Origin of the sequence: Streptomyces clavuligerus (genome assembly GCF_005519465.1) — a bacterium.
GTDB classification, from domain to species: Bacteria; Actinomycetota; Actinomycetes; order Streptomycetales; family Streptomycetaceae; genus Streptomyces; species Streptomyces clavuligerus.
The window spans coordinates 2270114-2294556 of sequence record NZ_CP027858.1; the positions used below are offsets into that span (position 1 = coordinate 2270114).

At 71.7% G+C, this 24443-nt stretch carries 24 protein-coding genes and 1 pseudogene; 15 read left to right on the plus strand and 10 right to left on the minus strand.

Translation table 11 applies throughout. The features are described 5' to 3' along the window. Nucleotides 1–196 precede the first annotated feature (196 nt). A complete protein-coding gene (locus tag CRV15_RS09145; protein ID WP_003961635.1) occupies nucleotides 197–2224 on the minus strand; it encodes a thioredoxin domain-containing protein in 2028 nt (675 codons plus the stop codon). Nucleotides 2225–2395: 171 nt separating this feature from the next. Here CRV15_RS09145 and CRV15_RS09150 point away from each other — a divergent pair, with 171 nt between their 5' ends. The 4 genes from CRV15_RS09150 (at nucleotide 2396) to CRV15_RS09165 (ending at nucleotide 7434) form a co-directional block, all read left to right on the plus strand. Then, nucleotides 2396–2668 (plus strand): hypothetical protein, encoded by a 273-nt coding sequence (locus tag CRV15_RS09150; RefSeq protein WP_003961634.1) that lies wholly within the window; start codon nucleotides 2396–2398, stop codon nucleotides 2666–2668. Beyond that, entirely contained in the window at nucleotides 2665–3072 is a 408-nt protein-coding gene (locus CRV15_RS09155; RefSeq protein WP_003954869.1) for a PIN domain-containing protein, read from the plus strand. Before CRV15_RS09150 ends, CRV15_RS09155 begins: the two co-directional genes overlap by 4 nt. A gap of 55 nt (nucleotides 3073–3127) precedes the next feature. Continuing rightward, nucleotides 3128–3574, plus strand: coding sequence for a hypothetical protein (locus CRV15_RS09160; protein ID WP_003954871.1), 447 nt, complete (start codon nucleotides 3128–3130; stop codon nucleotides 3572–3574). Nucleotides 3575–3693: 119 nt separating this feature from the next. Then, nucleotides 3694–7434, plus strand: a complete 3741-nt coding sequence (locus CRV15_RS09165) for a tetratricopeptide repeat protein (RefSeq protein ID WP_003961633.1) — start codon at nucleotides 3694–3696, stop codon at nucleotides 7432–7434. Nucleotides 7435–7559: 125 nt separating this feature from the next. On the opposite strand, the gene CRV15_RS37865 is transcribed toward CRV15_RS09165, so the two are convergent. Together CRV15_RS37865 and mca are read right to left on the minus strand one after the other, a co-directional pair. Then, complete coding sequence (locus CRV15_RS37865; RefSeq protein ID WP_003961632.1) at nucleotides 7560–7919, minus strand: hypothetical protein; 360 nt, start codon at nucleotides 7917–7919, stop codon at nucleotides 7560–7562. Between the two features lies 1 nt (nucleotide 7920). Then, nucleotides 7921–8802: a mycothiol conjugate amidase Mca gene (gene mca / locus CRV15_RS09175; protein WP_003954875.1), complete on the minus strand. Its 882-nt coding sequence runs from the start codon at nucleotides 8800–8802 to the stop codon at nucleotides 7921–7923. A 218-nt stretch (nucleotides 8803–9020) separates the two neighbouring features. On the opposite strand from mca, the gene CRV15_RS09180 reads away from it, so the two are divergent. After that, the gene (locus tag CRV15_RS09180; protein WP_003961630.1) at nucleotides 9021–9425 is read left to right on the plus strand and encodes a DUF4307 domain-containing protein; all 405 of its coding nucleotides are present in this window, start codon (nucleotides 9021–9023) and stop codon (nucleotides 9423–9425) included. Between the two features lie 181 nt (nucleotides 9426–9606). Then, nucleotides 9607–10104, plus strand: coding sequence for a transcription elongation factor GreA (gene greA / locus CRV15_RS09185; protein WP_003954877.1), 498 nt, complete (start codon nucleotides 9607–9609; stop codon nucleotides 10102–10104). An 84-nt stretch (nucleotides 10105–10188) separates the two neighbouring features. On the opposite strand, the gene CRV15_RS09190 is transcribed toward greA, so the two are convergent. Further along, on the minus strand, nucleotides 10189–10857 hold the full coding sequence (locus CRV15_RS09190) for a UTRA domain-containing protein (protein WP_003954878.1): 669 nt from the start codon (nucleotides 10855–10857) through the stop codon (nucleotides 10189–10191). Then, the gene (locus CRV15_RS09195) at nucleotides 10755–11492 is read right to left on the minus strand and encodes a GntR family transcriptional regulator (protein WP_003954879.1); all 738 of its coding nucleotides are present in this window, start codon (nucleotides 11490–11492) and stop codon (nucleotides 10755–10757) included. Before CRV15_RS09195 ends, CRV15_RS09190 begins: the two co-directional genes overlap by 103 nt. 127 nt (nucleotides 11493–11619) lie before the next feature. On the opposite strand from CRV15_RS09195, the gene CRV15_RS09200 reads away from it, so the two are divergent. After that, complete coding sequence (locus CRV15_RS09200) at nucleotides 11620–12231, plus strand: hypothetical protein (RefSeq protein ID WP_003954880.1); 612 nt, start codon at nucleotides 11620–11622, stop codon at nucleotides 12229–12231. A gap of 35 nt (nucleotides 12232–12266) precedes the next feature. Here CRV15_RS09200 and CRV15_RS09205 read toward each other — a convergent pair whose 3' ends face one another. From CRV15_RS09205 to ilvA, 3 genes are all read right to left on the minus strand, one after another. After that, the gene (locus CRV15_RS09205; protein WP_003954881.1) at nucleotides 12267–13136 is read right to left on the minus strand and encodes an ABC transporter permease; all 870 of its coding nucleotides are present in this window, start codon (nucleotides 13134–13136) and stop codon (nucleotides 12267–12269) included. Then, entirely contained in the window at nucleotides 13133–14146 is a 1014-nt protein-coding gene (locus tag CRV15_RS09210; RefSeq protein ID WP_003954882.1) for a daunorubicin resistance protein DrrA family ABC transporter ATP-binding protein, read from the minus strand. Before CRV15_RS09210 ends, CRV15_RS09205 begins: the two co-directional genes overlap by 4 nt. Nucleotides 14147–14494: 348 nt before the next feature. Then, nucleotides 14495–15730: a threonine ammonia-lyase gene (gene ilvA, locus CRV15_RS09215; protein WP_003954883.1), complete on the minus strand. Its 1236-nt coding sequence runs from the start codon at nucleotides 15728–15730 to the stop codon at nucleotides 14495–14497. 156 nt (nucleotides 15731–15886) lie between these two features. On the opposite strand from ilvA, the gene CRV15_RS09220 reads away from it, so the two are divergent. The 4 genes from CRV15_RS09220 to CRV15_RS09235 all read left to right on the plus strand — a co-directional run bounded on the left by CRV15_RS09220 (nucleotide 15887) and on the right by CRV15_RS09235 (nucleotide 17762). Further along, a complete protein-coding gene (locus CRV15_RS09220) occupies nucleotides 15887–16396 on the plus strand; it encodes a MarR family winged helix-turn-helix transcriptional regulator (protein ID WP_003954884.1) in 510 nt (169 codons plus the stop codon). A gap of 325 nt (nucleotides 16397–16721) precedes the next feature. Beyond that, nucleotides 16722–17237 carry a sigma factor-like helix-turn-helix DNA-binding protein gene (locus tag CRV15_RS09225; RefSeq protein ID WP_003954885.1) on the plus strand — a complete coding sequence of 172 codons (516 nt, stop codon included), beginning with the start codon at nucleotides 16722–16724 and terminating at the stop codon, nucleotides 17235–17237. Nucleotides 17238–17240: 3 nt separating this feature from the next. Then, entirely contained in the window at nucleotides 17241–17504 is a 264-nt protein-coding gene (locus tag CRV15_RS09230; protein ID WP_029183023.1) for a hypothetical protein, read from the plus strand. A 66-nt stretch (nucleotides 17505–17570) separates the two neighbouring features. Beyond that, the gene (locus CRV15_RS09235; RefSeq protein ID WP_003961626.1) at nucleotides 17571–17762 is read left to right on the plus strand and encodes a DUF1059 domain-containing protein; all 192 of its coding nucleotides are present in this window, start codon (nucleotides 17571–17573) and stop codon (nucleotides 17760–17762) included. 340 nt (nucleotides 17763–18102) lie between these two features. Here the strand turns inward: CRV15_RS09235 and CRV15_RS09240 are convergent, their stop codons facing one another. After that, on the minus strand, nucleotides 18103–19263 hold the full coding sequence (locus CRV15_RS09240; RefSeq protein WP_009997395.1) for a cystathionine gamma-synthase: 1161 nt from the start codon (nucleotides 19261–19263) through the stop codon (nucleotides 18103–18105). Between the two features lie 155 nt (nucleotides 19264–19418). Between CRV15_RS09240 and CRV15_RS09245 the strand changes: the two genes are divergently transcribed. From CRV15_RS09245 to msrA, 3 genes are all read left to right on the plus strand, one after another. Further along, the gene (locus tag CRV15_RS09245) at nucleotides 19419–20525 is read left to right on the plus strand and encodes a hypothetical protein (protein ID WP_003954886.1); all 1107 of its coding nucleotides are present in this window, start codon (nucleotides 19419–19421) and stop codon (nucleotides 20523–20525) included. A gap of 279 nt (nucleotides 20526–20804) precedes the next feature. Continuing rightward, nucleotides 20805–22031 carry a hypothetical protein gene (locus CRV15_RS09250; protein WP_009997394.1) on the plus strand — a complete coding sequence of 409 codons (1227 nt, stop codon included), beginning with the start codon at nucleotides 20805–20807 and terminating at the stop codon, nucleotides 22029–22031. A 100-nt stretch (nucleotides 22032–22131) separates the two neighbouring features. Then, the gene (gene msrA / locus CRV15_RS09255; protein ID WP_003954888.1) at nucleotides 22132–22806 is read left to right on the plus strand and encodes a peptide-methionine (S)-S-oxide reductase MsrA; all 675 of its coding nucleotides are present in this window, start codon (nucleotides 22132–22134) and stop codon (nucleotides 22804–22806) included. Nucleotides 22807–22816: 10 nt separating this feature from the next. Here msrA and CRV15_RS35890 read toward each other — a convergent pair. Continuing rightward, nucleotides 22817–22942, minus strand: a pseudogene (locus CRV15_RS35890) (DNA mismatch repair protein MutT); the annotation flags it as partial. 584 nt (nucleotides 22943–23526) lie between these two features. Between CRV15_RS35890 and CRV15_RS09260 the strand changes: the two are divergent. Continuing rightward, complete coding sequence (locus tag CRV15_RS09260; RefSeq protein ID WP_003954890.1) at nucleotides 23527–24375, plus strand: hypothetical protein; 849 nt, start codon at nucleotides 23527–23529, stop codon at nucleotides 24373–24375. The last annotated feature ends 68 nt before the right edge of the window (nucleotides 24376–24443 follow it).

Here is a 24443-nt window from a genome sequence, read left to right on the forward strand (position 1 = left end):
CGTCCCCGACGACGGCGCGGCGGGGCACCCCCGTATCCCACCGCGCGCCGTGTCATCGCCCTCCGGACGGACGGCGCCACGGCGGCGCCGCTCACCGGGGCCGGGCTCCCGGGCCTCCGTCGGACCGGGACGCGCCGCCCCGCGCGGCCGGGCGGGGCGGCCGGTGGACGCGGCACGGCCCGTCCCGGCGGCTCGGTCACTCGTCCCCGGACAGCCCCCGCGCCAACTCCTCCGCCAGCGCGGAAGGCCCGGTGACCGGCCGTCGGCAGACGAAGCCCCGGCAGACGTAGGCCGCCGCCCGGCCGTCGACCAGGTCCCGGTCGCGCAGCAGCGGGAACTCGTCGCCGCCGGGCGCCCCGGCCGCCACCACGGCGCCGGGCGCGGGCGCCAGCAGCGCCGTACGGTGCAGCTCCCGCGCCGCCGGGTCCTCCGGGTCGCCGACGACGGCGACCTCCCGGGGCCCGTCGAGCAGCGCCTCCGCCGCCGCGAGCCCCCAGCCGATGAACCGGGGCGCCCTCGGCCCCAGCGCCTTGACCACGCCGAGCGCCCGTTCCGCCGCCGTGCGATGGGCCTCGGAGCCGGTGTGCGCCGCGTACGACAGCAGCGCCCCGGCCGCCGCCGTCCAGCCGGAGGGGGCGGCGTTGTCGGTGGGGTCCTGCGGGCGGCGGATGAGCTGTTCGGCGTCGTGCGCGGTGTCGTAGAGGGTGCCGTTCTCGCCGGTGAACCGGTCGAGGACGATGTCGAGCAGCAGTCCGGCGAACTCCAGCCAGACGCCCTCGCCGGTGACGGAGGCCAGCGCGAGGAAACCCTCGGCGACATCGCCGTAGTCCTCAAGGACGCCCGCGTTCCGGCCCGCCCTGCCGTCCCGGGAGGTGCGGGTGAGCCGCGCGGAGCCGTCCAGATGCAGCCGGACGAGCAGATCCGCCGCCTCGGTCGCGCGTTCGACCAGATCGGGCCGGTCGAAGTACGCGCCGGTCTCGGCGAGCGCGGCGATCGCGAGCCCGTTCCACGCGGCGACCACCTTGTCGTCACGCTCCGGGCGTTCCCGCAGCTCACGGGAGGCCAGCAGCCGCTGCCTGATCCCGGGCCCGGGATCGTCGCCGGGCAGCCGCAGCACGGACGTCCCGTGCTCGAAGGTGCCCTCGTCGGTGACCCCGTACAGCTCGGCGGCGCGGCGGCCGTCCTCCTCCCCCAGCACCTCCGTGAGCTGCGCGGGCGTCCAGACATAGAAGGCGCCCTCCGCCCGGACCCCGTCCGCGCCGGTGCTGTCGGCGTCGAGCGCGGAGGCGAAGCCGCCCTCGGCGGTGCGCAGCTCACGCACCATGAAGTCGGCGGTCTCCAGGGCCACCCGCCGGGCGAGCGGCGCGCCGGTGAGCCGCCACAGCCGCGCGTACACCCGGCAGAGCAGGGCATTGTCGTACAGCATCTTCTCGAAGTGCGGGACGATCCACTCGCGGTCCACGGAGTACCGGGCGAACCCACCGCCGAGCTGGTCGTAGATCCCGCCCCGCGCCATGGCCTCCGCCGTCTCGGCGGCCATCTGGAGGGCGGCCTCGGAGCCGGTGCGGGCGTGGTGCCGCAGCAGGAACTCCAGCACCATCGACGGCGGGAACTTGGGCGCCCCGCCGAAGCCGCCGTGCCGCTCGTCGTACTCCCGGCTCAGCCCGATCAGCGCCCGCGCCTGCTCCTCGGCCCCGGGCACCCCGTCCCCTCCGTGCGCGAGCGACCGCCCGGCGAGATCCCGCCGGATGCGCGCGGCGACCTCGTCCACCTCGTCCCGCCGCCCGGTCCAGGCGGCGGTCACCCCTTCGAGGACCTGCCGGAACGACGGCATCCCGTGCCGGGGCTCCGGCGGGAAGTACGTCCCGAAGTAGAAGGGCTCCCCCTCGGCCGTCATGAACACGGTCATGGGCCACCCGCCCTGCCCGGTCGCCGCCTGCACCGCCTCCATATAGACGGCGTCCACATCGGGCCGCTCCTCGCGGTCCACCTTCACGGAGACGAAGTGCTCATTGAGGTACGCGGCGGTCGCCCCGTCCTCGAAGGACTCGTGCGCCATGACATGACACCAGTGACAACTGGCGTACCCGACACTGAGCAACACGGGCACCCCGCGCTCCCGCGCCTCGTCGAACGCCTCCCGCGTCCAGGGCCACCAGTCGACGGGGTTGTCGGCGTGCTGGAGCAGATACGGCGAGGTCTCGTGCGAGAGGCGGTTCGGCATGGGCCCATCCTCGCGTACGGGTGCGGCGGGGCGCGCGTGCGGCACGGGGCCGGAGGGCGGGGCGGGACGCCGCGAACGACGCACTCGGCGCGGATGGCCCGCCGCCGTGTGCAACCGCTGGCGACCGTTCGCACAGCACACTGTAATAATCCTTGTACTACACTGAGAGGCATGAAGCCGACGCGCGCCGGGACAACTGAGAACATCTCCGTCTCCATGCCATCGGACCTGGTGAACGAGCTCCGCTCGCGGACCGGGCGCCGCGGCCTGTCCGGCTACATCACCGAGGCGGTCCGGCACCAGCTCGCGATGGACGGCCTCGCGGAGATCGTCGCCTCGCACGAGGCCGAGCACGGCGCGCTGACGGAGCAGGAGGTCGAGGAAGCCCGTCGTGAGCTGTTCGGTGAGGGACACTCCCAGGACAGCGCGCGGGACGCTGCGTGAAGGAGCAGCCTGCCCGGTCGCTGGTGCTCGACTCCGAGGCGTTCTCCCTCCTGCTGCGCAACGACCGCAGGATGGCAGCCCGCATCGAGGCGTCACGACAGGCCGGAGTTCCTGTGCTTGTGTCCGTGCTGACCATTGTCGAAGCGGCACAGGGGAAGACCGATCTCGCACGGCTGAACTGGGTTCTCTCCCGGCTGCGAGTGGAACCGGTCAGCCAGGAGGACTCCCTGACCGCGGTCGCTCTGCTCCGGGAGGCCGGTGGGCTGCACGGACACAAGTACGCCATTGACGCCCTCGTCGCCGCACTGGCACTCCGCGCTCCGGCGCCCGTCGTCGTCCTGACCTCCGACCGCGACGACTGGTCGAAGCTGTGCGGGGGCCGCGTCATCATCAGGGAGACGTGAGGGCACGGGGCCGGGCCCGGAAACCGAACCGGCGTACGGGGTCGTCTCTTCCCCCATGGAATCCCGTCAGCGGCCACCCTGGCTCCCCGGCTGTCTCACGCTCCTGCTCGGCGGACTCGCCGGTTACGGAACCGACCGGATCTCGCTGGCGGCGCGGCGGGAGTGCTCCGTCGTGGTGCGCGAGTTCATCAGCCTGTTCGACTGGTGGTTCTGGCAGACGCCGCTGGCGGTGATCGCCGGGGCCACGGCCGGGCTGCTCTCGTGGGCGCTCGCGGCGGTGGCCGTGCGGCGGGCGCCGCGGTGGGTGCGGGCGGTCGTGCCCGCCGGGTTCTTCCTGGCGGTGCTCACCGGGCTCGCGCTCTGGCACTTCGTCTGGATCGGCACGCCCACGAACGTCGCGCAGGACGGCGCCGCCCCCGGCTGCACCTCGGACAACGCACCGCGCTGGGCCCCGGACTGGCTCCCCGTCGGGCCGCCGCTGATCCTTCCCCCCGAGGGGTGAGCCGACGGACGTCCCGACCGGTATGACATGAACGCCACAGCGATCTTCCCTCGCTTCCGGGGGCCGCACCCAGGACACTCGACAACGTAAACGGAACCCGACGAGGGAGGGGGACCCCGATGCGGGACAGTCACCGGGCCGAAGCGGAAAGGCTCTTGGCACGCGCCGTGGAGGAGGAGACCCGGCGCCCGGACAGCCGGACGGACGCGCAGACGCTGCTCGCGCGCGGCCGGGCGGCGCTCGACAGCATGGCGGCGGGCGCCGCCGACGAATACAGCGCGTACGAGGAGGCGCTGAGCGCGGACGAAGCCGCCAGGCAGCCGCTGTCCGCGCAGTTCAGCCGGGCGAAGATAGGAACTCCGGCGCTGGTGACGGCGGTCGCGGCGGCTGCCGCCGTCGGCGCCGATGTCGCGCTCGGCACGGCGACCGGCACCGCGCTGGGCGCCGGGGCGATCGTCGCGGCGGCCGGAGCCGCGACCACCGTCGTCAAGGCGACCGCCGCCCACTGGCCCGCCGCCCACCGCAGGGCCGGAGCGCTCGGCCAGCCCGGCGGCACCGAGCAGTTGCGGCTCCAGTGGCTCACCGCGCTGGAGGTGCGCGGCATCCGGCCCTTCCTGGACCAGCAGCGGATGCTCACGGCCGCCACCCGCGCCGACCGGCAGCCCGCGGGGGCGCCGTTGCGCGGCCGGGACCGCGGCGCGCTCGCCCGCCGCCGCTCCACCCTCGCGCACTCCTTCACCCAGCTTCCGGAACCGGAAGGTCCGTTCACGGGCCGCAGGGACGCGGTGGAGCAGATCGCCCAGTGGGTGCGGACCGCGCGGGCCGCGACCGAGACCCGGCCCACCGTCGTCGTCCTGCACGGCCCGGCGGGCTCCGGCCGCACCGCACTCGCCCTGCGCGCGTCCCACCATCTCAAGGACCTGTTCCGGGGGGCGTGCCTGGTCGATCTGCGCGGCGCCAGCGGCCGTCCCCTCCCCACCCGGGACGCCCTGCTCCACCTCCTCAACCGGCTCGGCGCGCCCCGGGACCAGTTGCTCTTCCGCGAACGTTCCTCCGCCGAACAGCAGGTACGGCGGCTGGCCGAGGTGTACCACCAGCATCTGACCGGCCTCGCGGTGACCGTGGTCCTCGACGACGCGGCCGACCCCGAGCAGGTCCGCACCCTGATCCCGGAACGCTCCGACAGCCTGGTCCTGGTCACCGCGCCCGGACCGCTGGACCTGCCGGAGACCACCCCGGCGTGGGTGCACCACCTCCCGGTCGAGGCGCTGGACGGCGCCGGAGCGGGGGAGTTGCTGCGTTCCGTCGCGAACGGCTCGCTCGACGACCCGTACGACGGCCAGGCCGAGGACCGGGTACGCGAACTCTGCGGCGGACTGCCGCTGGCGCTGCGGATCGCGGGCTCCTCGCTGGGGGCCGCCAGTACGCCGGGCGCGGCGGGCACACCGTGCGCGGCACGAGCCGCGCACGCGGCGGGCGCGACCGATACAACCGGCGCCGCCCGTACGGCGGACGCACCGAGCACACCCGGCACGCCCGGCACCGTCCATGCGGCGGGCACACCGGATACGGCCGGTACCGCGAGCACCGCAGGCGGGCCGGGCGCCGCCGATACGGCGACGGCGGGTTCGGCCCACGCCGCCCACGCGGCGGACTCACCGGGCTCGGCGGATACGACCAGCACCGCCGACACGCCCGGCACCCTGGGCTCGGCCGGCAGCGCGAGTACCGCGGGTACCGCAGGGGCTGCCCGTGCGGCAGATGCATCGAGCACGCCCGGTACCGCAGGCACGGCAGACGCACCGGCCCCCGCCGGAGCCCCCGGAGCACCGCACGCCCCCGGAACACCCAGCGCACCTGGATCACCCGGCGCCACCAGCACCGCAGGCACCGCACACACCACCCGCCCCGGCGGCACCACCTCCCGCCCCGGCACCCGCACCCCCCAGCAGCTCGCCGACGGACTCGCCGCCCAGCCGGGCTCCGACCCCGTCGAGCGCGCCCTCTGGCTCCGCTACCGCGACCAGTCGGAGACCGGCCGCCGGCTGCTGCGGCGGCTCGCCCTCGCGGGGCGGGCGTCCCTCGGCGCCGCAGCCGCGGCGGCCCTGCTCGCGGCCGACGGGCAGGAGGCGCGGAAGCTGCTGGCCGAGCTGGCCGACGCCGGGCTGATCGACCGGGTGCGGTCCAGCCGCTACCGCCTCCACGACGCCGTCCGCGCCTTCGCGCGGGCCCGGCTCCGCGACGAGGAGGACGCCGCCGAGCGGACCGCCGCACAGGAGCGGCTGATCCAGAACTACGCGGATCTCGCCGGGGCCGTGACCCGGATGGTCGACGGCAAGATGTCCACCCGCGCGGGCCGGTTCGACGCGCACGGCTTCCCGTCCCTCGACTCCGCGCTGCGCTGGCTCGACGAGGAGTCCAGCTTCATCACCTCGGCGCTGCGCCACGCGGAGGGCGTGGACCAGCGCACGGTGCTCCGGCTGCTGGGCGCGCTCGCCGATCACTGTCTGCTCCGGGGCGACCTCTACCGCCTCGGCGAGATCAGCGAGCTGTCGCAGGCCGTCGGCCAGGGCGGGGGCGACTCGGGCCCGCTGGAGCGGTCGGTGCAGTGGCGCACCGGTATCGCGGCGCGTCAGCTCGGCGAGCTGGACAAGGCCCGCACCACGCTGTCGTCCGTCGTGGGCCGCTACCGCGACGAGCACAACGACGCGGGGACGGCGCTCGCGCTCTGCTCGCTCGGGATCACCCTGCACCACCAGGGCAATCTCACGGAGGCCGCGGCGAGGCTGACCGAGGCCGTCGCGCTCCAGGCACCGGCCGGGCAGGCGGAGGACCGCGCCTGGTCGCTGCACGCGCTCGCGGCGGTCCGCCGGGACCAGGCCGATCTCGCCCGGGCCCGGTCCCTGCTGGCGACCGCGCTGGAGCTGCACCGCGAGGGCGAGTCCCTGCACGGCGAGGCGTGGACGCACTTCCAGCTCGGCCAGGTGTATCTGCGGATGGGCACGGTCCCGGAGGCCGAGACGGAGCTGCGCACCGCTCTGGAGCTGTACGGGCGGACGGGCGACGGACGCGGTGAGGCGTGGGCGCTGACCCAGCTCGCGCGGGCCCGGCTGGTGGACGGCGAGCCCTCGGCGGCGGTGGACGGGCTGCGGGAGGCGCTGGCCGGCCATCGGGAGAACGAGGACGTGCGCGGTGAGGCATGGACCCTGTACTACCTGGGGCAGGCGCTGGAGGAGCAGGGCGATCTCGACCGGGCGGTACGGGAGCTGGAACGGGCCCGCACGATGTTCTCCCGGATGCGCGACGTGTACGGGCTGGCCTGCGCCCGTCATCACTCGGGACGGGTCACCCGGGACCAGCGGGCCGCGCGGACGGGCAACCTCCGCAACTCCGGTTTCGCCCGTCAGCTCCTCGTGGACTGCCGCAATGACTTCCGCCGGATCGGCGTCGCCCATGGCGAGGCATGGACCTGTCTGGAACTCGCCCTGATCGACGCGGGCAACCACCGTACCGAGCAGGCGCTGGCGCTCTGTGACGAGGCGGTGGCGCTCTTCGCCTCGTACGAGGACGCGCGCGGCGGCGACTGGGCCCGGTTCCTGCGGTGCACGCTGCTGCCGTACGCGTCGCCCGGCGGGGTCGAGGTGGGGACGGTCGTCGCGCAGGAGGAGCTGTCCCGGCTGGTCCTGGCGAAGCACCCCGCACGGGACGGAAAGCTGGAAGACTGCGCCGGGGCGCTGGGCGTGGTGCTGGAGCGCGGGGTCCGGCTGGAGGACGGCTGGCAGGCGTGGCAGCTCGGCCTGGTGCCGAACCGGCACGCGCGGGAGGTCATGGGCGTCCCGGTGGACCGCCCGACGGCCTGAGGGCCACGGAGGTACAGGGGTACGGACAACGCACGGACCGGCCCGGAGGCGGGGTGACCGCCTCCGGGCCGGCCGGGCGTCCGGTCCGGGTCGGCCCCGCACGCGCGGAGCGGACCCGGACCGGGTCAGACCTTCTTCGTGGCCTTCGCGGCTTTTGTGGTCTTCGTCGCCTTCGCGGCCGTGGTCGTGGTCGTGGTCGTGGTGACCTCGGCGGCCCCGGCCCCGCTCTTCACCGCCGGGCGCGCGGCGGTTCCGGCAACGGCACCGGAACCGGTGCCGTTGCCCGTGCTCTTCTCCGGCGCCGGGGAATCCTCGAAGTTGATCCGGCCCATGTGCCGGTTCAGGGACTTCATCAGGAACCAGACGCCCACGGCCAGCGCGGCGAAGACCAGGAAGCCGAGGACACCCGGGGTGACCTTGTTCTTGTCCAGCTCCTTGGCCAGCGTGGCCGCGTGGATCATTGCGAGGTTTGCGCTTCCGCTCATATCAGGCATTCTCGCGGATGCCCGCGAAGAGGTCGTCCTCGGGGAGGGAGGTATCGACGAGCGACTTCGCGAGCTCGTACTCCTCCGTCGGCCAGACCTCCCGCTGAAGCTCCAGCGGCACCCGGAACCAGCCCCCGTCGGGGTCGATCTGGGTGGCGTGCGCGATCAGCGCCTTGTCCCGGATCTCGAAGAAGTCCCCGCAGGGAACGTAGGTGGTCAGGGTGCGTTCGGCGCGCTCGAACTCCTTCCAGCGCTCCAGCCACTCCCCGTACGGGGACTCCATGCCGCGCGCCAGCAGCGCCTCGTGCAGCGCGACCGTGCGGGGGCGGTTGAAGCCCTGGTTGTAGTAGAGCTTCTGCGGCTGGAAGACGGGTCCGTACTCGTCCTCGGGGAAGCGCTCGGCGTCCGCCGCGCCGTCGAAGGCCACCATCGTGATCTTGTGGGTCATGATGTGGTCGGGGTGCGGATAGCCGCCGTTCTCGTCATAGGTGGTGATCACCTGGGGACGGAAGGACCGGATGGAGCGCACCAGCCGGGCCGCCGCGGTCTCCACGTCCTCCAGGGCGAAGCAGCCCTCGGGCAGCGGGGGCAGCGGGTCGCCCTCGGGCAGCCCGGAGTCGACGAAGCCCAGCCACTCCTGGCTGACGCCGAGGATCTCGCGGGCCTCGTCCATCTCCTTGCGGCGGACCTCGTGGATGTTCTCCTCGATATAGGTGTCGCCCTGGAGCTTGGGGTTGAGGATGGAGCCGCGCTCGCCGCCCGTGCAGGTCACGACCAGCACGTCCACCCCCTCGGACACATACTTGGCCATCGTGGCCGCGCCCTTGCTCGACTCGTCGTCAGGGTGGGCGTGAACGGCCATCAGTCGCAGCTGCTCAGTCAAGACTCGTTCCTCAATGATTCGTCGCGGGCCGCCGGAACCGCTCCGCGGGACGGGGTGGCGGTCGGTGGGCGGCGGGCAGGCTTCTATAGTGACCGAATCAGGGGACGGAAAAATTCCTGGTCCCCTCCGGGACGGAGTATCACGGAGAATCACCGGGTGGACCCGCCGGAGACGTCTGGAAGGTCCTGGATGCCCGTCCCCCGCCGAGAGGAACGACCATGAGCGCGGTGCGTGAGCAGCTTCCCGAGGGCCGGTACGGCCGCTCGGCCGACGAGCGTGCCGACCGCCGGCTGAAGATCCTCGGCGCGGTGCTCGGTACGGGCTTCCTCGCGATGGTCGCGTGGTTCGGGTACGACCACATCGCGGAGCAGAAGATCAGCGCCGAGGTGATCAAGTTCGATGTGGCCTCGGACTCCGAGGTCCAGATCCATCTGGAGATCCGCAAGGGCGAGGACACCACGGGGACCTGTACGGTGCGCTCCCGCGCGCGCGACGGCGCCGAGGTGGGACGGGTGGATGTCCCGGTGGAGCGGACGGGCACCACCCGGATCGACGAGGTCGCCACGATCCGCACCACCGCGAAGGCGACCAGCGCCGAACTGGTCCAGTGCGCGGCCCGGTAGGTCCGCACCTCCCATTCCTCTCTGGAACCAGCGCCTGACCTGCGCTGACGTAATTCTGATGGTTTTTGTCCTCCCCCTTCTGCCGCGAAATTGTTAGGCTCGTGGTTTCGCCCATCCGTGATGGCTGCATGCTTCTGGGTAGGGCGATGCTTTGTATTCCCAGTACCGACGAGGAGCACCTGTGACCCAGACCAGCGAGAACGTCACCTGGCTCACCCAGGAGGCGTACAACCAGCTCAAGGCCGAGCTGGAGCACCTGTCTGGTCCCGCGCGCGTCGAGATCGCCAAGAAGATCGAGGCCGCGCGCGAGGAAGGGGACCTGCGGGAGAACGGCGGGTACCACGCGGCCAAGGAGGAGCAGGGCAAGCAGGAGCTTCGCGTGCGCCAGCTGACCCAGCTCCTGGACAGCGCGAAGGTCGGCGAGGCCCCCGCGGACGACGGCGTCGTGGAGCCGGGCATGGTCGTGACGATCGCCTTCGACGGCGACGAGGACGACACGCTGACCTTCCTGATGGCCTCGCGCGAGTACGCCAGCTCGAACATCGAGACGTACTCCCCGCAGTCCCCGCTGGGCACAGGTGTCAACGGCAAGAAGGTCGGTGACACGGCGGAGTACGAGCTGCCGAACGGCAGCCAGGCGATGGTGAAGATCCTCGCCGCGAAGCCGTACACCGCCTGACGCCACCGTTCGGACGACAAAAGGGCCCCGGGGATTCGCCCCGGGGCCCTTCGCCTTTCCCTCTTCGCCCCTTCGCCTCTTCGCCTAGGCCGGGAAGTCGTACTCCAGGATGTACGCGGCGGAGTCCAGCACCATCTCATTGACCTCGACGGCCCGCCCGTCGCCGGTGTACGCGGTCCGCGCGACCAGCACGACGGGCGTCCCGCTGCCGAGCCCCAGCCGCCCGGCCTCCTCCGGCGAGGGCATCCGCGCCCGGACCTCCTCCCGGAAGCGGACGGGGGCGCACCCCAGGTCCGCGAGCCGGGCGTAGATCCCGCCGGGGCCGGGGTTCTCCCAGGTGATGGGCGTTCCGGCGACCAGGTCGGCGGACAGGTACGAGGTGGCGAGGAGGACGGGCTTCCCGTCGAGGCTGTAGCGCCGCGAACGGGTGCAGAGGCGTTCGCCGGGAGCGATGCCCAGCACCCCGGCCATCCGCTCGGGCGCGTCCGCCTCCCCGACGGCGATCTGATCCACGACGAGCTTCCGGCCGCCGAGATCCGCGTCCCAGACGGTCCGCCCGGCATCCCGATCCGCACGGGAGAGCCGGGCGATGCCGTGCCGCCGGAGTGGCTGCCGACAGTCGTCTCCGGTCATCGTCCCGGCCCCTTCCCTCACGGGATGTCGCCTTCGGCGGACAGCTCGCGCCCCGGGCCGAGGAAGTCCGTCGCGTACTCCGTCACCTCGCCGTGCTGGTCCCAGTAGAGATTGCTCCACATCAGCACGGGCTCACCCGCCGCCACGCCGAGCAGCGGAGCGATGTCCCCGGGGGCGCGGCGCAGGGTGATCGCGTCCCGGCGGCGGACGGCGCGGCGGCCGGTGCGGTCCTCGACGAGGCCGAAGGTCATGGTGGGCAGCGGCTCGGGAGTGAGCAGCTCGGGAGCGCTCTCGGCGAGAGCCCCGGGCAGCCAGGAGATCGAGACGGCGACCGTCCCCCGCTCGTCCAGATAACGGCGCCGCCGCCGGACGACCGGTATCCCCTCGGCCACCCCGAGCGCGGCGGCCACCTCGCCCGGCGCCGGTTCGAGCCCGGCGCCGATGACCTCGACGGACTCCCCCGGCCGCACACCGGTGCCGCCGACCCGGAGCATCCGCAGCCGCTCCGGCCCCGTGGTCAGCTTCCGTCCCAGATCGGCGAAGGTTCCCTGGGTGGACGAGCGCACATACCCCTCTGCCTGAAGTTGCTTGATCCCCTTCGCGGCGGTCGCGGTGGCCACGCCCCACTCGGCGGAGATCTCCGTGATCGACGGCAGCTTCTCCCCCGCACCGATCTCCCCGTCGACGATCCGCTGTCGGAAGTGGTTCGCGATCTGCATGAACGGCGGCAGTTCCCGCCGGACGCGCGGCGCCATCTTGGCCTCCAGTATTCGCGTACTAGTTCACTAGAGCAGCCTACCCAGGGGTCCACTTGACGAACGCATGCTAGTACACGAAGACTTCATCGTGAGCTAGCATACGACTGCGCACAGGAGGCCCGGCATGCCCTCAGCGGGAGAAGCGAGAGTCCCCGTCGTCCCCTACATCACGACCTGGTCGTCCGAACAGACCATCCCCACCCGCATCGTCACCCGCGGCGCCGGCATCGGCTACGCCGACGAAACCCTGTACGACCGCGACGCGGACGGCGTGCTCTGGGCGCGGGTCAGCTCATCGCCGGGCCGGGGCAGGCCCGAGTTCGGGCAGGTGCACGCGTTGCGGCAGCGGCGGGCGATGCGGAAGCTGCTGTGTCAGGTGTGCGGAAAACCCGCCGACCGGGACGAGCGGGGGACGCTGTGGCTGCTCGGGGAGCCCGAGCCCGATCTCATCACCCCGCATCCGCCGCTCTGCATGCCGTGCGCTCTGCACTCCCTGCGCGTCTGCCCCCATCTGCGCAGGCGGCACGTGGCTCTGCGGGCGCGGTCCTGCACACCCGCCGGGGTGCACGGCATCGTCTACCGCCCGGGGCGGCCCCTGCCGGAGATCGAGACCTACGGGGGGCTGCTCCACGGCGACCCGCGGATCGCGTGGACCCGGGCTTCGCAGATGCTGATGCGACTGGAGGAGTGCACCGTCGTCCGGCTGAAAACGCCGGTGCCCGCCGCGTCCCCGTGAACGCGGCGGGCACCGGAGCCCAAGGAGCGGGCGGGTCAGCCCGCGGCCTTGCGGTATTTGCGGACGGCGAGGGTGCGGAAGAGGATCAGGATCGCCGCGGACCAGAGCAGGGACGCCAGGATCGGGTTCTGCATGGGCCAGGCGTCGGGGGCCACATACCCCGGCGGGATGTTGCCGAAGAGTTCCCGGCACGCCTGGACCGTGGCGCTGAACGGGTTCCACTCGGCGATATGCCGCAGGAAGCCCGGCATCTGGTTGGAGTCCACGAAGGCGTTCGAGATGAACGTCAGCGGGAAGAGCCAGATCAGCCCGCCCGCGGTCGCCGCCTCCGGGGTGCGGACCGAGAGGCCGATCAGCGCGCCGATCCAGGAGAAGGCGTAGCCGAGGAAGAGCAGCAGCACAAAGCCGAAGAGGACCTTGCCGATGTTCTCGTGGGCGCGCCAGCCGACCAGCAGGGCCACCCCGGCGAGCACGACCAGCGTCAGCGCCGTCTGCACCAGGTCGGCGAAGGTCCGCCCGGTGAGCACCGCGCCCCGGGACATCGGCAGCGAGCGGAAGCGGTCGATCAGCCCCTTGTGCATGTCGTCCGCGATGCCCGCGCTCGCGCCCGCCGTGGCGAACGTGACCGTCTGCGCGAAGATCCCGGCCATCAGGAAGTCCTTGTAGTCCTGGGGCGAGGTGGAGTCGCCGACCTTGATCGAGCCGCCGAAGACATAGGTGAAGAGGACCACGAACATGACCGGCTGGATCAGCCCGAAAATTATCATTTCGGGAATCCGGGTCATACGAATCAGATTCCGCTGGGCGATGACCAGCGAGTCACTGAACGACTGCACCACCCCGCCCCGCGTCCGGGGCGGCCCCGGCAGCTCGGCGGCGGTGGCCGTCCCGGTCGACGCGGTCATACGGCGGCCTCCTCGCGGGACGTGCGCCCGCCCCTCTCGTTCTCCTCGGTGTCCCCGTTCTCCGGCGCCTGCTCGGCTGCGTGGCCGGTGAGCGAGATGAAGACGTCGTCCAGCGTCGGCCTGCGCAGTCCGATGTCGTCGATCTCCACATCGCGGCCGTCGAGTTCGCGGATGACCTCGGCGAGCAGCCGGGCCCCGCCGGTGACGGGGACGGTCAGCCGGCGGGTGTGCTCCTCGATCGCGACCTCTCCCTTGCCGAGGCCGGTCAGCACCTCGCGCGCGGTGGCGATCCGGGCGGGGTCGTGCACGACGACCTCCACCCGTTCGCCGCCCGTCCGCGCCTTCAGCTCGTCGGCGGTGCCCCGGGCGATCACCCGGCCGTGGTCCACCACGCAGATGGAGTCGGCGAGCCGGTCCGCCTCCTCCAGGTACTGGGTGGTGAGCAGCAGTGTCGTACCGCCCCTGACCAGCTCCTGGATGACGTCCCAGAGCTGCTGGCGGTTGCGCGGGTCGAGTCCGGTGGTGGGCTCGTCCATGAACATCACGGGCGGGGAGACCACCAGCGCGGCGGCCAGGTCGAGCCTGCGGCGCATACCGCCGGAGTAGGTCTTCGCGGGCCGGTCGGCGGCCTCGGCGAGGTTGAATCGTTCCAGCAGCTCCGCCGCGCGGGCCTTCGCGTCCCGCGGGGAGAGCTGGTAGAGCCGTCCGACCATCCGGAGGTTCTCGCGGCCGGTCAGATACTCGTCGACGGCGGCGAACTGTCCGGAGAGGCCGATCGAGCGGCGGACCTCGTTCGGATGCTTCAGTACGTCGATTCCGGCGACGACGGCCTTTCCTCGGTCGGGCTGGAGCAGGGTGGTCAGGACACGCACGGTGGTGGTCTTGCCGGCGCCGTTCGGGCCGAGCAGTCCCATCACGGCGCCTTCGGGGACGTCGAGGTCGACGCCGTCCAGTGCCTTGACCGCGCCGAAGGTCTTGACCAGACCTTCGGCGTAAATGGCGCCTGGCATGAAGAGCTCCCAGGGGTGGCGGGCAGATCGGTTCGGTGGTGCTGGTGGTACCGGTGGTGATCACGCGGCCCGCGGCTGGCCACCCAAGACGCCCATACTGCTGCCAAAGACAACATTTTTCACATTGAGGGACAGTCAGCGGCAGGAAGACCGGGTGCCCAGAGGGACGGGCCGCCTTTGCAGGGGCGCCACCATAACGCGATACATCGCGTCCCTCAACCAACTTTCCGTATCATCACGACGCATCACGACGCGATGTATCGCCCCGCCGCCGGGCTCACACCGCACCTGCGGCGGCACCGGTGCCGGGGCCGGGGGACGGGGGACGGTCGCGCCCGCCCGGAGGGATCAGTGGATCACCGTGACCGCGTACCCTGCCGCCCCGAGCCCCGCCGCGACCTCCTCGCAGTGCTCCGGCCCCTGCGTCTCCAACCGCAGCTCCACCTCGGCCTCCGTGAGCCCGAGCCGCGCGTCCGTGCGCGCATGGCTCACGTCGAGCACGTTCGCGTTCAGCTCCGACAGCGATCCGAGCAGCGCCGCCAGCGCCCCCGGGCGGTCCGTCAGCCGCAGCCGCAGCGAGAGATAGCGCCCGGCGGCGGCCATCCCGTGCCGCAGGACCCGCTGCATCAGCAGGGGGTCCACATTGCCGCCGGACAGCACGGCGACCACCGGCCCCTCGAACCCCCGCGGATCGCTCAGCAGCGCCGCCACCGGCGCCGCCCCAGCTGGTTCCACGACCAGTTTCGCCCGTTCCAGACAGAGCAGCAGCGCACGTGAGAGCGCGTCCTCGGAGACCGTACGGACCTCGTCGACAAGATCACCAATGATTTTGAACGGGATGTCCCCGGGGCGGCCCACCTTGATCCCGTCCGCCATCGTCACCGGCGCGGAGACCGTGACCGGACGTCCCAGCGCCAGCGAGGGCGGATACGCGGCGGCTCCCGCCGCCTGCACCCCGATCACCCGCACATCCGGCCGCAGCGCCTTCACCGCCACCGCGACCCCGGCCGCGAGACCCCCGCCGCCCACCCCGACGACGATCGTCCGCACCTCGGGGCACTGCTCCAGGATCTCCAGGCCCACCGTGCCCTGACCGGCGATGATGTCCGGATGGTCGAACGGGTGGATGAAGACCGCGCCCGTCCGCTCGGCGTACTCCCGCGCCGCGTCCAGCGTCTCCTCGATGATCTGGCCCTGGAGCCGTACGTCCGCTCCGTACTCCCGGGTCGCCGCCACCTTCGGCAGCGGCGCGCCCACCGGCATGAACACGGTGGACCGCACCCCGAGCAGCGAGGAGGCCAGGGCCACCCCCTGGGCGTGATTGCCCGCCGAGGCGGCGACGACACCGGCGGCGCGCTCCTCGGGCCGCAGGCAGGAGATCCGGACATAGGCGCCGCGCACCTTGAACGATCCCGTCCGCTGAAGGTTCTCGCACTTCAGATGGACCGGCGCGGCCACCAGACGGGACAGGTGCCTGCTGCCCTCCAGCGCGGTGAACCGAGCGACCCCGGACAGCATCTTCTGTGCCCCGAGGACATCGTCGATTATCACCGGGGGAAAGGCGTCTGGCGTGCTCAAGCTCATGACGTCAAGTCTCGCAGCTCATAGGGGGAACGGCCGCCCGGGGAGCAGCCGCCCGATCCGCTTCCTAACGGTTTTCCCAACCTCGTCCGGACCGCCCCAGGGCCGCGTACTGTGTCCCCCACAAATCTGACCACCGCACGAGAGAGCCCATTGGCCATGCCCACTTCCCAGGACATGACGACACATTTTGATCCCGGCCTCCTCGATGCTCTCCAGCACCAGGTCGCCCTGTTCGCCCGACGCGCGGAGCAGACCCGGCTCGGCTCCGTCGGCCAGGTCCGCAGTTCGATGGACCGCGCCGCCTACCTCCTTCTCAACCGGCTCGACCGGGAAGGCCCCATGGGGGTGAAGGCGCTGGCGGCCGGTATGGGGATCGACTCCTCCACCGTGACGCGGCAGGTCGCGCCGCTGGTCGACACCGGCCTGGTCAAGCGGACCTCGCACCCGGAGGACGGCCGGGCGGTCGTCCTCCAGCTCTCCCCGCGCGGGCAGGCCCGGCTGGAGGAGGTCCGCACCTCGCGGCGCGCGTTGATGGCCCAGGTGACGGACGGCTGGAGCGATGAGGAGAAGGAGTCTTTCTGTTCACTGCTGACCCGTTTCAACACCGCGCTCTCCGCCCGCCAGAACGGGCATCCGCACCCGCTGGAACAAGCCGGAGCCTCATGATCCGCAGTCCTCGTCCCGCTGACGCCGTACCTCCCGACCCCTGACCCCCCGTACAGACCTGTATGACCCCGTACGGACTCGTACGGACCCGCACGAGCGACACAAGCCCCGAGAGAGACCCGACCGTACGGCGCGGACCGTACGCACCATCGGACGGATGACCCTGGTACGCCGACCACCCGGGCCGACCGTCCCCCGCCGGTGCGATGCCTCCCGTCCACACGTCTCCGGCGACACCTCTCCCCGCGCACGCCCCTTCCGCGCGCGCCCCTTGACCCCGGCCACCGGCCTGCCTCTAGATGAGGACGTGAGCACGCGGCAGGCGGTGGCACATCGTCGCCGCGCCCGTGAGTTCGAGGAGTTCGTCACGGGCGCGGCCGGGCGACTGCTCCATGTCGCCACCCTGCTCACGGCCGAACGGCCGACGGCGAACCCCCATGCCCGGCGCCTGGTCACCCACGCGCTCGCCCGGACCTGGGCTCGCTGGGACCGGCTGCGCGGCGAGGACCCCTATCAGGTCGCCCGCCAGGAGCTGCTGACCCGTTTCGCCCGGGTACCGTCCGGCTGGACACCCTGGAACCGTCCGGTGCGCGACGGCGTTCTGCGTACGCTGACCGCTCGCGAACGTCTGATCGTCGTACTGCGCCTGTATGAATCGGTGGATGATGAACAGATCGCCGTCCTGGCCGGGCTGACGGTGGATCGGGTCCGGGCGCTCTCCCGCCGGGCGGTGGCCTCGCTCTGCGCCGCCGGCTCCCCCGCCGCGCTGTCCCCCGTCACCTCCCCGGCTCCCACGGGTCCCACGCGTCCCGTACGCACCGCGGCGGACCGGGCGGCCTGAGCCGTGGACCGCAACCGCAGTCACAGGCGCAGCCGCAAGGAGGAACGGGTCGCCCGGATGCTGGCGGGGCCGCCGGGGCCGGTCCCCGAGGGGCTGGCCGTCCGGGCGGCCCGGCGCGGCGAGCGGATACGGCGGCGCCGGGCGGGGCTGCGGGCCCTCGCCGTCCTGCTGCTCGCGGCGGTGGCCGCGCTCGCCGTCCGGGCCGTGGGGGAACTGCCCCGGGAGCCCGCGCACAGCGAGGTCACACCCCCGCTCGACGGGTGGTGACCGGCCTATTCTGGAACGAGCGGCACCCTGTGCCGAGGGCGCCGACATGGCCCCGAGGAGGCCGTCATGACCAGGAAAGTCGCCGACTGCCGCCGGTTCCCGAGCGAGTCGGGCTGCACCCTCACCATCACGGGCACCGAGGATGAGGTCGTCCGGGCCGCCACCGAGCACGCCGTCTCGGTCCACGGCCATGAGGACACCCCTGAGCTGCGGGAACAGGTCCGCGGCCTGCTGGAGGACGAGAAGGCGCCGGTCTGACCGCCGCCACGGACCGGCCCTCCGTATTCCTCCGCGTCCCTCCTCCGTGCTCCTCCGCGTTCCTCCGCATCGTTCCTCCGTATCCCGGAACGGATTCCTCCGTGTCCCGGGACGGTCCGGGACAGCAACCCCTGCCACCCCGGGACGGCCGGGCCGGTGCCCGCGGCGGGGCACCGGCTGGGGCCGGAAGCGGCAGCTCAGCGGCTCACGGGCCCACCAGCTCACCGGCCGGGGCGGACGCGACAGCTCAGCGGCCCCGGGCGGTCCGGCGTGCCCGGCCTGCCCGGCGGCGCGACAGCCCCGGCGGCCCGGGACGCCCGGCGGCGCAGCCGAGGGCCTGCTAGCCGAGAGCCTGCTCCAGATCGGCGAGCAGGTCGTCCACCGCCTCGATGCCCACGGACAGCCGGACCAGATCGGCGGGCACCTCCAGCGCCGAGCCCGCGACCGAGGCGTGCGTCATCCGGCCCGGGTGCTCGATCAGGGACTCCACGCCGCCCAGCGACTCCCCGAGCGTGAAGAGCCGTGCCCGGTCGCAGACCGCGACGGCGGCCTCCTCCCCGCCCTCGACCTGGAACGAGACCATCCCGCCGAACGCCTTCATCTGCTTGGCGGCGATCCCGTGGCCCGGGTGCTCCGGCAGCCCCGGGTACAGCACCCGCGTCACCTTCGGGTGACGGGTGAGCATCTCGGCGACCCGTCCCGCGTTCTCGCTGTGCCGGTCCATCCGCACCGGCAGCGTCTTGATGCCGCGCAGCACCAGCCAGGAGTCGAAGGGCCCCGCGATCGCGCCCATCGCGTTCTGGTGGAACGCCAGTTCCTCGCCGATCGCGGCGTCCGCCGCGACCAGCGCGCCGCCGACGACGTCGGAGTGGCCGCCCATGTACTTCGTCAGCGAGTGGACGACGACATCGGCGCCGAGCGCGATGGGCTGCTGGAGATAGGGGCTCGCGAAGGTGTTGTCCACGACGAGCCGGGCCCCGGCGCCCCGCGCGATCTCGGCGACCACCGCGATGTCGGTGATCCCGAGCAGCGGATTGGACGGGGTCTCCACCCAGATCAGCCGGGTGGCCGGGGTGACGGCGGCCCGCACCGCGGCCGGGTCGGAGGTGTCCGCGACGGACCACTCGACGCCCCAGCGGGCGACGACCCGGGCGAAGAGGCGGAACGTACCGCCATAGGCGTCGTTGGGGATCACCACATGGTCGCCCGGCTTCAGCAGCGCCCGCAGCAGGCAGTCCTCCGCTGCCAGACCGGACGCGAAGGCGAGCCCGCGGCGACCGCCCTCCAGGGCGGCGAGGTTGTCCTCCAGGGCGGTGCGCGTGGGGTTGGCGCTGCGGCTGTACTCGTAGCCGCCGCGCAGCCCGCCCACACCGTCCTGCTTGTAGGTGGACACCTGGTAGATGGGCGGGACGACCGCACCGGTCAGCGGGTCGGCTGTGTTGCCCGCGTGAATGGCGATGGTTTCGAGATGCTCGAAGCTGCTGCTGTCCTGGTGGCTCATGGGCCGAGCGTAGCCGCGGCGGCGGTCCCCGCGCCGCCCGCGGAGAGCGGGACGAGAGCCCCGGTGGCGCACTCCCGACCTGCGGTGGTGCGCCGTGGTGGCCCGTGTCCGCGCACTCGTGGCCGGATGTCGGTGGCGTCCGGGACAATGAGCGCATGGAGATTCTCTGGTTCCTGATCGCGATGGGGATGTTCGCCGCGATCGTCGTCCCCTTTGTGCTGCGCCGCCGCGCCGTGGGCATCCACCAGGTCGCGCCCGACGCGCCCGACGCGGCGGACCCCGTGAGCTACGGCTTCCTGCGCCAGGAGTTGCAGGACATCCGGCTGCCCGGACCCGACCAGGACCTCCTCGACGTACTCGGCATCGTCCAGCAGACACAGGACTGGCGGGCCGCGTCCCAGCTCCTGGCCGGGACCCCCAAGGGCGGCGAGCTGCGCTGGCAGCGGGTGCAGGCGTTCGCCGGTGCCGCGGCGCTGGAGCTCCAGCGCAAGCCCGGCGCGGGCGGGGCCTGGCTGCGGACCTGGCGGCTGGAGTCCCCGAAGGACGCGGGCGGCGCCCAGGTGCACGCGGAGTTCCTGGTGCAGCAGGCGTGGCGCTCGTCGGCCGTCGGCTCCGACGACTTCCGGATCATCCTCGACGAGGCGCGCACGGCCTGCGCCGACGCCGCCCTGCTCGCCCCCGGCGACCCCGTCCCGTACATCGTCGAGCTGGCCGTCGCCCGCGGCCTCGGCTACCCGCACGAGCAGTTCGACCAGGTGTGGGCGATGGTGATCGACCGCGCCCCGCAGCACATGGGCGCCCATCTGGCGGCGCTCCCGTACTGGAGCGAGAAGTGGCACGGCAGCCGGGCGGAGGCCGACCACTTCGCGACGACCGCGGCCGCCCGGGCCCCGCAGGGCTCGCTGCTCGCGGCGCTCCCGCTGTTCGCGGTGTACGAGCACATCCCCGACCTCGTCATGGTGCAGAACTTCTACCGCAGCGCGGTGGTGAGCAAGGCGATGGACGGCGCCCTGTACACGGCGCACTCGGCGCGCGAGGACGACCCGGTGCTGCCGCACGTCCGGCATCTGCTGGTCCTCTTCCTGGTCGGCGCGGAGCGCTGGGGCGAGGCGATGCAGCAGCTCGTACGGGTGGACGGCCATGTGGGCGCGCTGCCGTGGACGAAGAGCGAGGACCCGGCCGCCGAGTACACGGTGTACCGGAATCTGGCCGTGGCCGGATACGAGGCGAACGGCGGCAGCCCGGCGACGCTGGCGCCCTGACCGCCCCGGTCGGCGGCGCGGCCGCCGACCCCGCTCCTCGGCCGGCGGCGCCCCGATCCTGCCAAGGGCGGGCCGGTGGCCTGGAGCCGTGGTTGCCAGTGGGGGCCGCGCGGAGTGATACTCCGACTCCCCCGCACCACTCCGCCACACCTTCGTCACTCCGCGCGCACGGCGGGGTGACCGGCGGGTCCCATCCGAGGGGGCGGGTCCACGGGGGCGGATTCCTCACGAGGGGGCGGACCGGGGCGCGTCTCCGCGGCCATGGAAAGGGCCGGACCGATGTCCCTCTTCTCGCGTCGTTCGCCGCGATCCCCGGAGTACCCGCGGTCGCCGGAGTACCCGCAACCCGCTGAGTACCCGGAGCACCCGCCCCAGCAGTACGCGGAGTACCCGGAGTACCCGGAGCACGTACGGCCACCGCACCCCTCGCCGTCCCCGCGGCCCCGACGATCGCCCCGGCCCCGCCGGCCGCTGGAGGCGCTGCGCTCCCTCGCCCCCGGGCGAGGGCTGTGGCCCGGACGCCGGGCCGACCGCCCCGTCAGCGCCGAGCGCATCGCCGAGCTGGGGCTGCTGCCCCGGGAGCGCCAGAACACCGGGCGGCCCGCGCCCGCTCCGGAGCTGGACCGGGTGGTCGCGGCGGCCCGCGCGGGCGACTGGCGGCCGGGGGCGGACCTCCTCGCCGCCACCGGCGAGGAGTGGGAGCGCCGTACCGCCGTGATCGGGGAGCTGGCGGGCGCGGCCCGGCGGAACGACGTCTGGCTCCAGCGCTGGCGGTCCGAGCGGCCCGAGGACCCCGGGGCCGCGGCCGTCCAGGCGACCGCCATGATCGACCTGGCCTGGGAGATCCGGGCCGGGGCCCGGGGCGGACGGATGTCCCCGGAGCAGTCGGAGGGGTTCTTCCGCATCCTGAGCCGCGCGGGACAGGACATCACCCGGGCCAAGGAGCTGGACGAACGGGACCCCTCGCCCTATGTGGCCGACATCTGGCGCGGTATCGGGCTGAACCGCCCGCACCAGGAGATGCACCGGCTGTGGGGCAGCACGGTCGCCCTCGACCCGTACCATCTGAGCGCCCACCGCAGCGCCCTCCAGTACTGGTCCGCCCGCTGGCACGGCTCCCGCGACCTGGCCTTCTCCTTCGCCGAACGCGCGGGGCTCGCCGCGCCGCCGGGCCTGCTGCTCAGCTCGCTGTGGCTGCTGGCCTGGTGGGACCACCGGCCCGCCGACGCGGACGGGCGGGCCTTCCGGGAGCGGGAGGTGATGGCGGCCGTGGACCGGCTGCACGAGGACGCGTCCGCCGCCGACCCCGGCCATCCCCATCTGGCGGAGATCCGCCATGTCCTCGCGTACTTCCTGGTGCGCCAGGGGAGGGCGGCCCCGGCACTGGAGCAGTTCCGGCGGATCGACGGACATGTGGGCGCGTTCCCCTGGACGGAGTCCCCCGATCCGGTCGCGGAGTACTGCGCGTTCCGCGATCTGGCCATCAATCTGTCGCACGCGCGCTGAGCCCCCGCCCGCGTCCCTGGGGGTGCACGGAAGCGGAACGGGGAATGCCGGGAGCGGCCCGTTCGTTCCCCTGAAGCCCGGCCATTTCGAGGAGCCCCGTATGTTCCTGTCCCGTTCCCCTCAGCTCCCCACCCCCGAGCAGGCGCTGAAGGGCCGCCCGGAGCCCGCCTTCGGCGTCCCGGAGCGCCACACCGTCCTCGGCAATCCGCTGCTGGGGCCCTATCCGGAGGGTCTGGAGACCGCCGATTTCGGCCTCGGCTGCTTCTGGGGTGCCGAGCGGAAGTTCTGGCAGCTCCCCGGTGTGTGGACGACACTCGTCGGCTACCAGGGCGGCTGCACCCCGCATCCGACCTATGACGAGACCTGCTCCGGGCTGACCGGCCATACCGAGGTCGTCCGCGTGGTCTACGACCCCGCCGAGATCAGCTATGAGCGGCTGCTGAAGGTGTTCTGGGAGTCCCACGACCCGACCCAGGGCTTCCGCCAGGGCAATGACGTGGGCACCCAGTACCGCTCCGCGGTCTACACCCACTCCCCCGAGCAGACCGCCACCGCCAAGGCGTCCCGCGAGGCATACCAGAAGGTCCTGACCGCGTCCGGCCACTCCACGATCACCACGGAGATCCTGCCCGCCGACGGCCTCCCCTTCTATCCGGCCGAGGCGTATCACCAGCAGTACCTGGACAAGAATCCGGCCGGTTACTGCGGCATCGGCGGCACGGGCGTCAGTTGTCCGATCGGCGTCGCCCCCGCCCCGGACCCTGAGCAGAAGTAGTCATCCCAGAGACATCGAGACCCGTCCCCTCCCTGACGTCACGCAGCGCCGTACCGGGAAGCGAATAGGCCATGTCCATCCCGCCGCCGGGCAGCACCCAGAGGTCGTTGTCGCGGCGGCGACGGAGCAGAATGCGTCGCGGCCAGACGGACGTGAGCCCGTCACACCTGCGCTACCTACGGCTGAGGCTGCCTTCACCGCGGTACGGGTGTTCAAGGAGGGAATGATGAGGCGGGAGGAGTCTGGGTGAGGTCGAGCTCAATGCACGCCGGCCAGTACGCCATTCAGCATGGCCATGAGCTTGGCCCCAGAAGGCTTTGCGGCCTCAATCGGGTTGTGACCAGCAGAAACAGTGGCGGAACGGCCTAGCGGGACCGTTCCGACACCCGCTGTTGCCCACGGTTCTCCGATCCGACAGTTCAGAGGCTCCTACTCGCCCGTTGCAGTGCGTTGGCGTTGCCACACAGGTGGGCACTCGACGTTCTGCCTGAGGGCGAAAAGTGACTGACATGTTCGGGACATTGCCGAGCGGTGACAGCGGGGCATCGATCAAAGATGAAGCGCGCACGATCAAACGGTGACACGGAATAAGCGATGAGAGATCTTTTTACGCCGGTAAACACATAAACGCATCACTTGAGGACAGCTGCATGAATTCGACTTGAAGTGCTGGAATCATGAGAGGGGAGGAGACATCAGCACGAAGGGATGCAGTGAAGCATGATCGATTTCCCGGCCCTGCCGCTTGGACCCAAATACATGATCATTACTCCAGTCATGGCCGAGATCTGGTTGAATCACTGCAATCCCACCCATAATCGCGTCCTCTCCGACACCGTGTACGAACGCTACGCGAAGGACATGGCCAATGGGGCATGGAGGACGACACACCAGGGCATCGCGTTCGATAAAAATGGAATGCTGCTCGACGGGCAGCACAGGCTGATGGGCATTAAGCTTTCGGGCGCTTCGGTGGAGATGCTTGTCATTCCTAATTGCGAAGCAGAGACCTTTGATGTACTCGACTCAGGACATCGCAGGCAAGCCGCCCAGCTCCTCAAGATTCCGCATAGAATTATCGTGGCCGCAGCGGCCAGGATTATCGGACAGATGTACAAGATGTGGGAGCCTGTCACTCTTTTCGATGGCTTCTATGATACAAAAGCCGCAACTTCAGACATCTTGAGGGCGGTTGCAGCATGGCCGGAGCTTACGACCATGGCCCCAATTGCCGCCGCGTCGTATCGAGCCTCCGGAATCAATCAGCCCACCCACCTGGCGGTACTGGCACAAGCAGCACGAACGAACCATGAAGGCAAGATCGAGGATTGGGCCAGCGGTCTTATTTCCGGCGCCAATATGGATGCCAAAGACCCTCGCCTCGTCCTCAGGAATCGATTCTTTCGGGATCGCGTGCTACTGGGAACGAGCGCAGGGCGTCGAGTATCCTACAATTTGATTGCCAAGTCATGGAACAGCTGGGCCCAGGGGAAGCTGCTTGGGACTCTGAAGTCCCTTGATGGCGAGGGCGTAATTCCCGTGATTGGGACTGAAAAGTTCAGGCCCTAAGGGCCCGAATAGGGATTGAATAAGAGTCGGTTGAGCGGCTTTGAGTGGGAGCGGCCATGGGGCGAGAG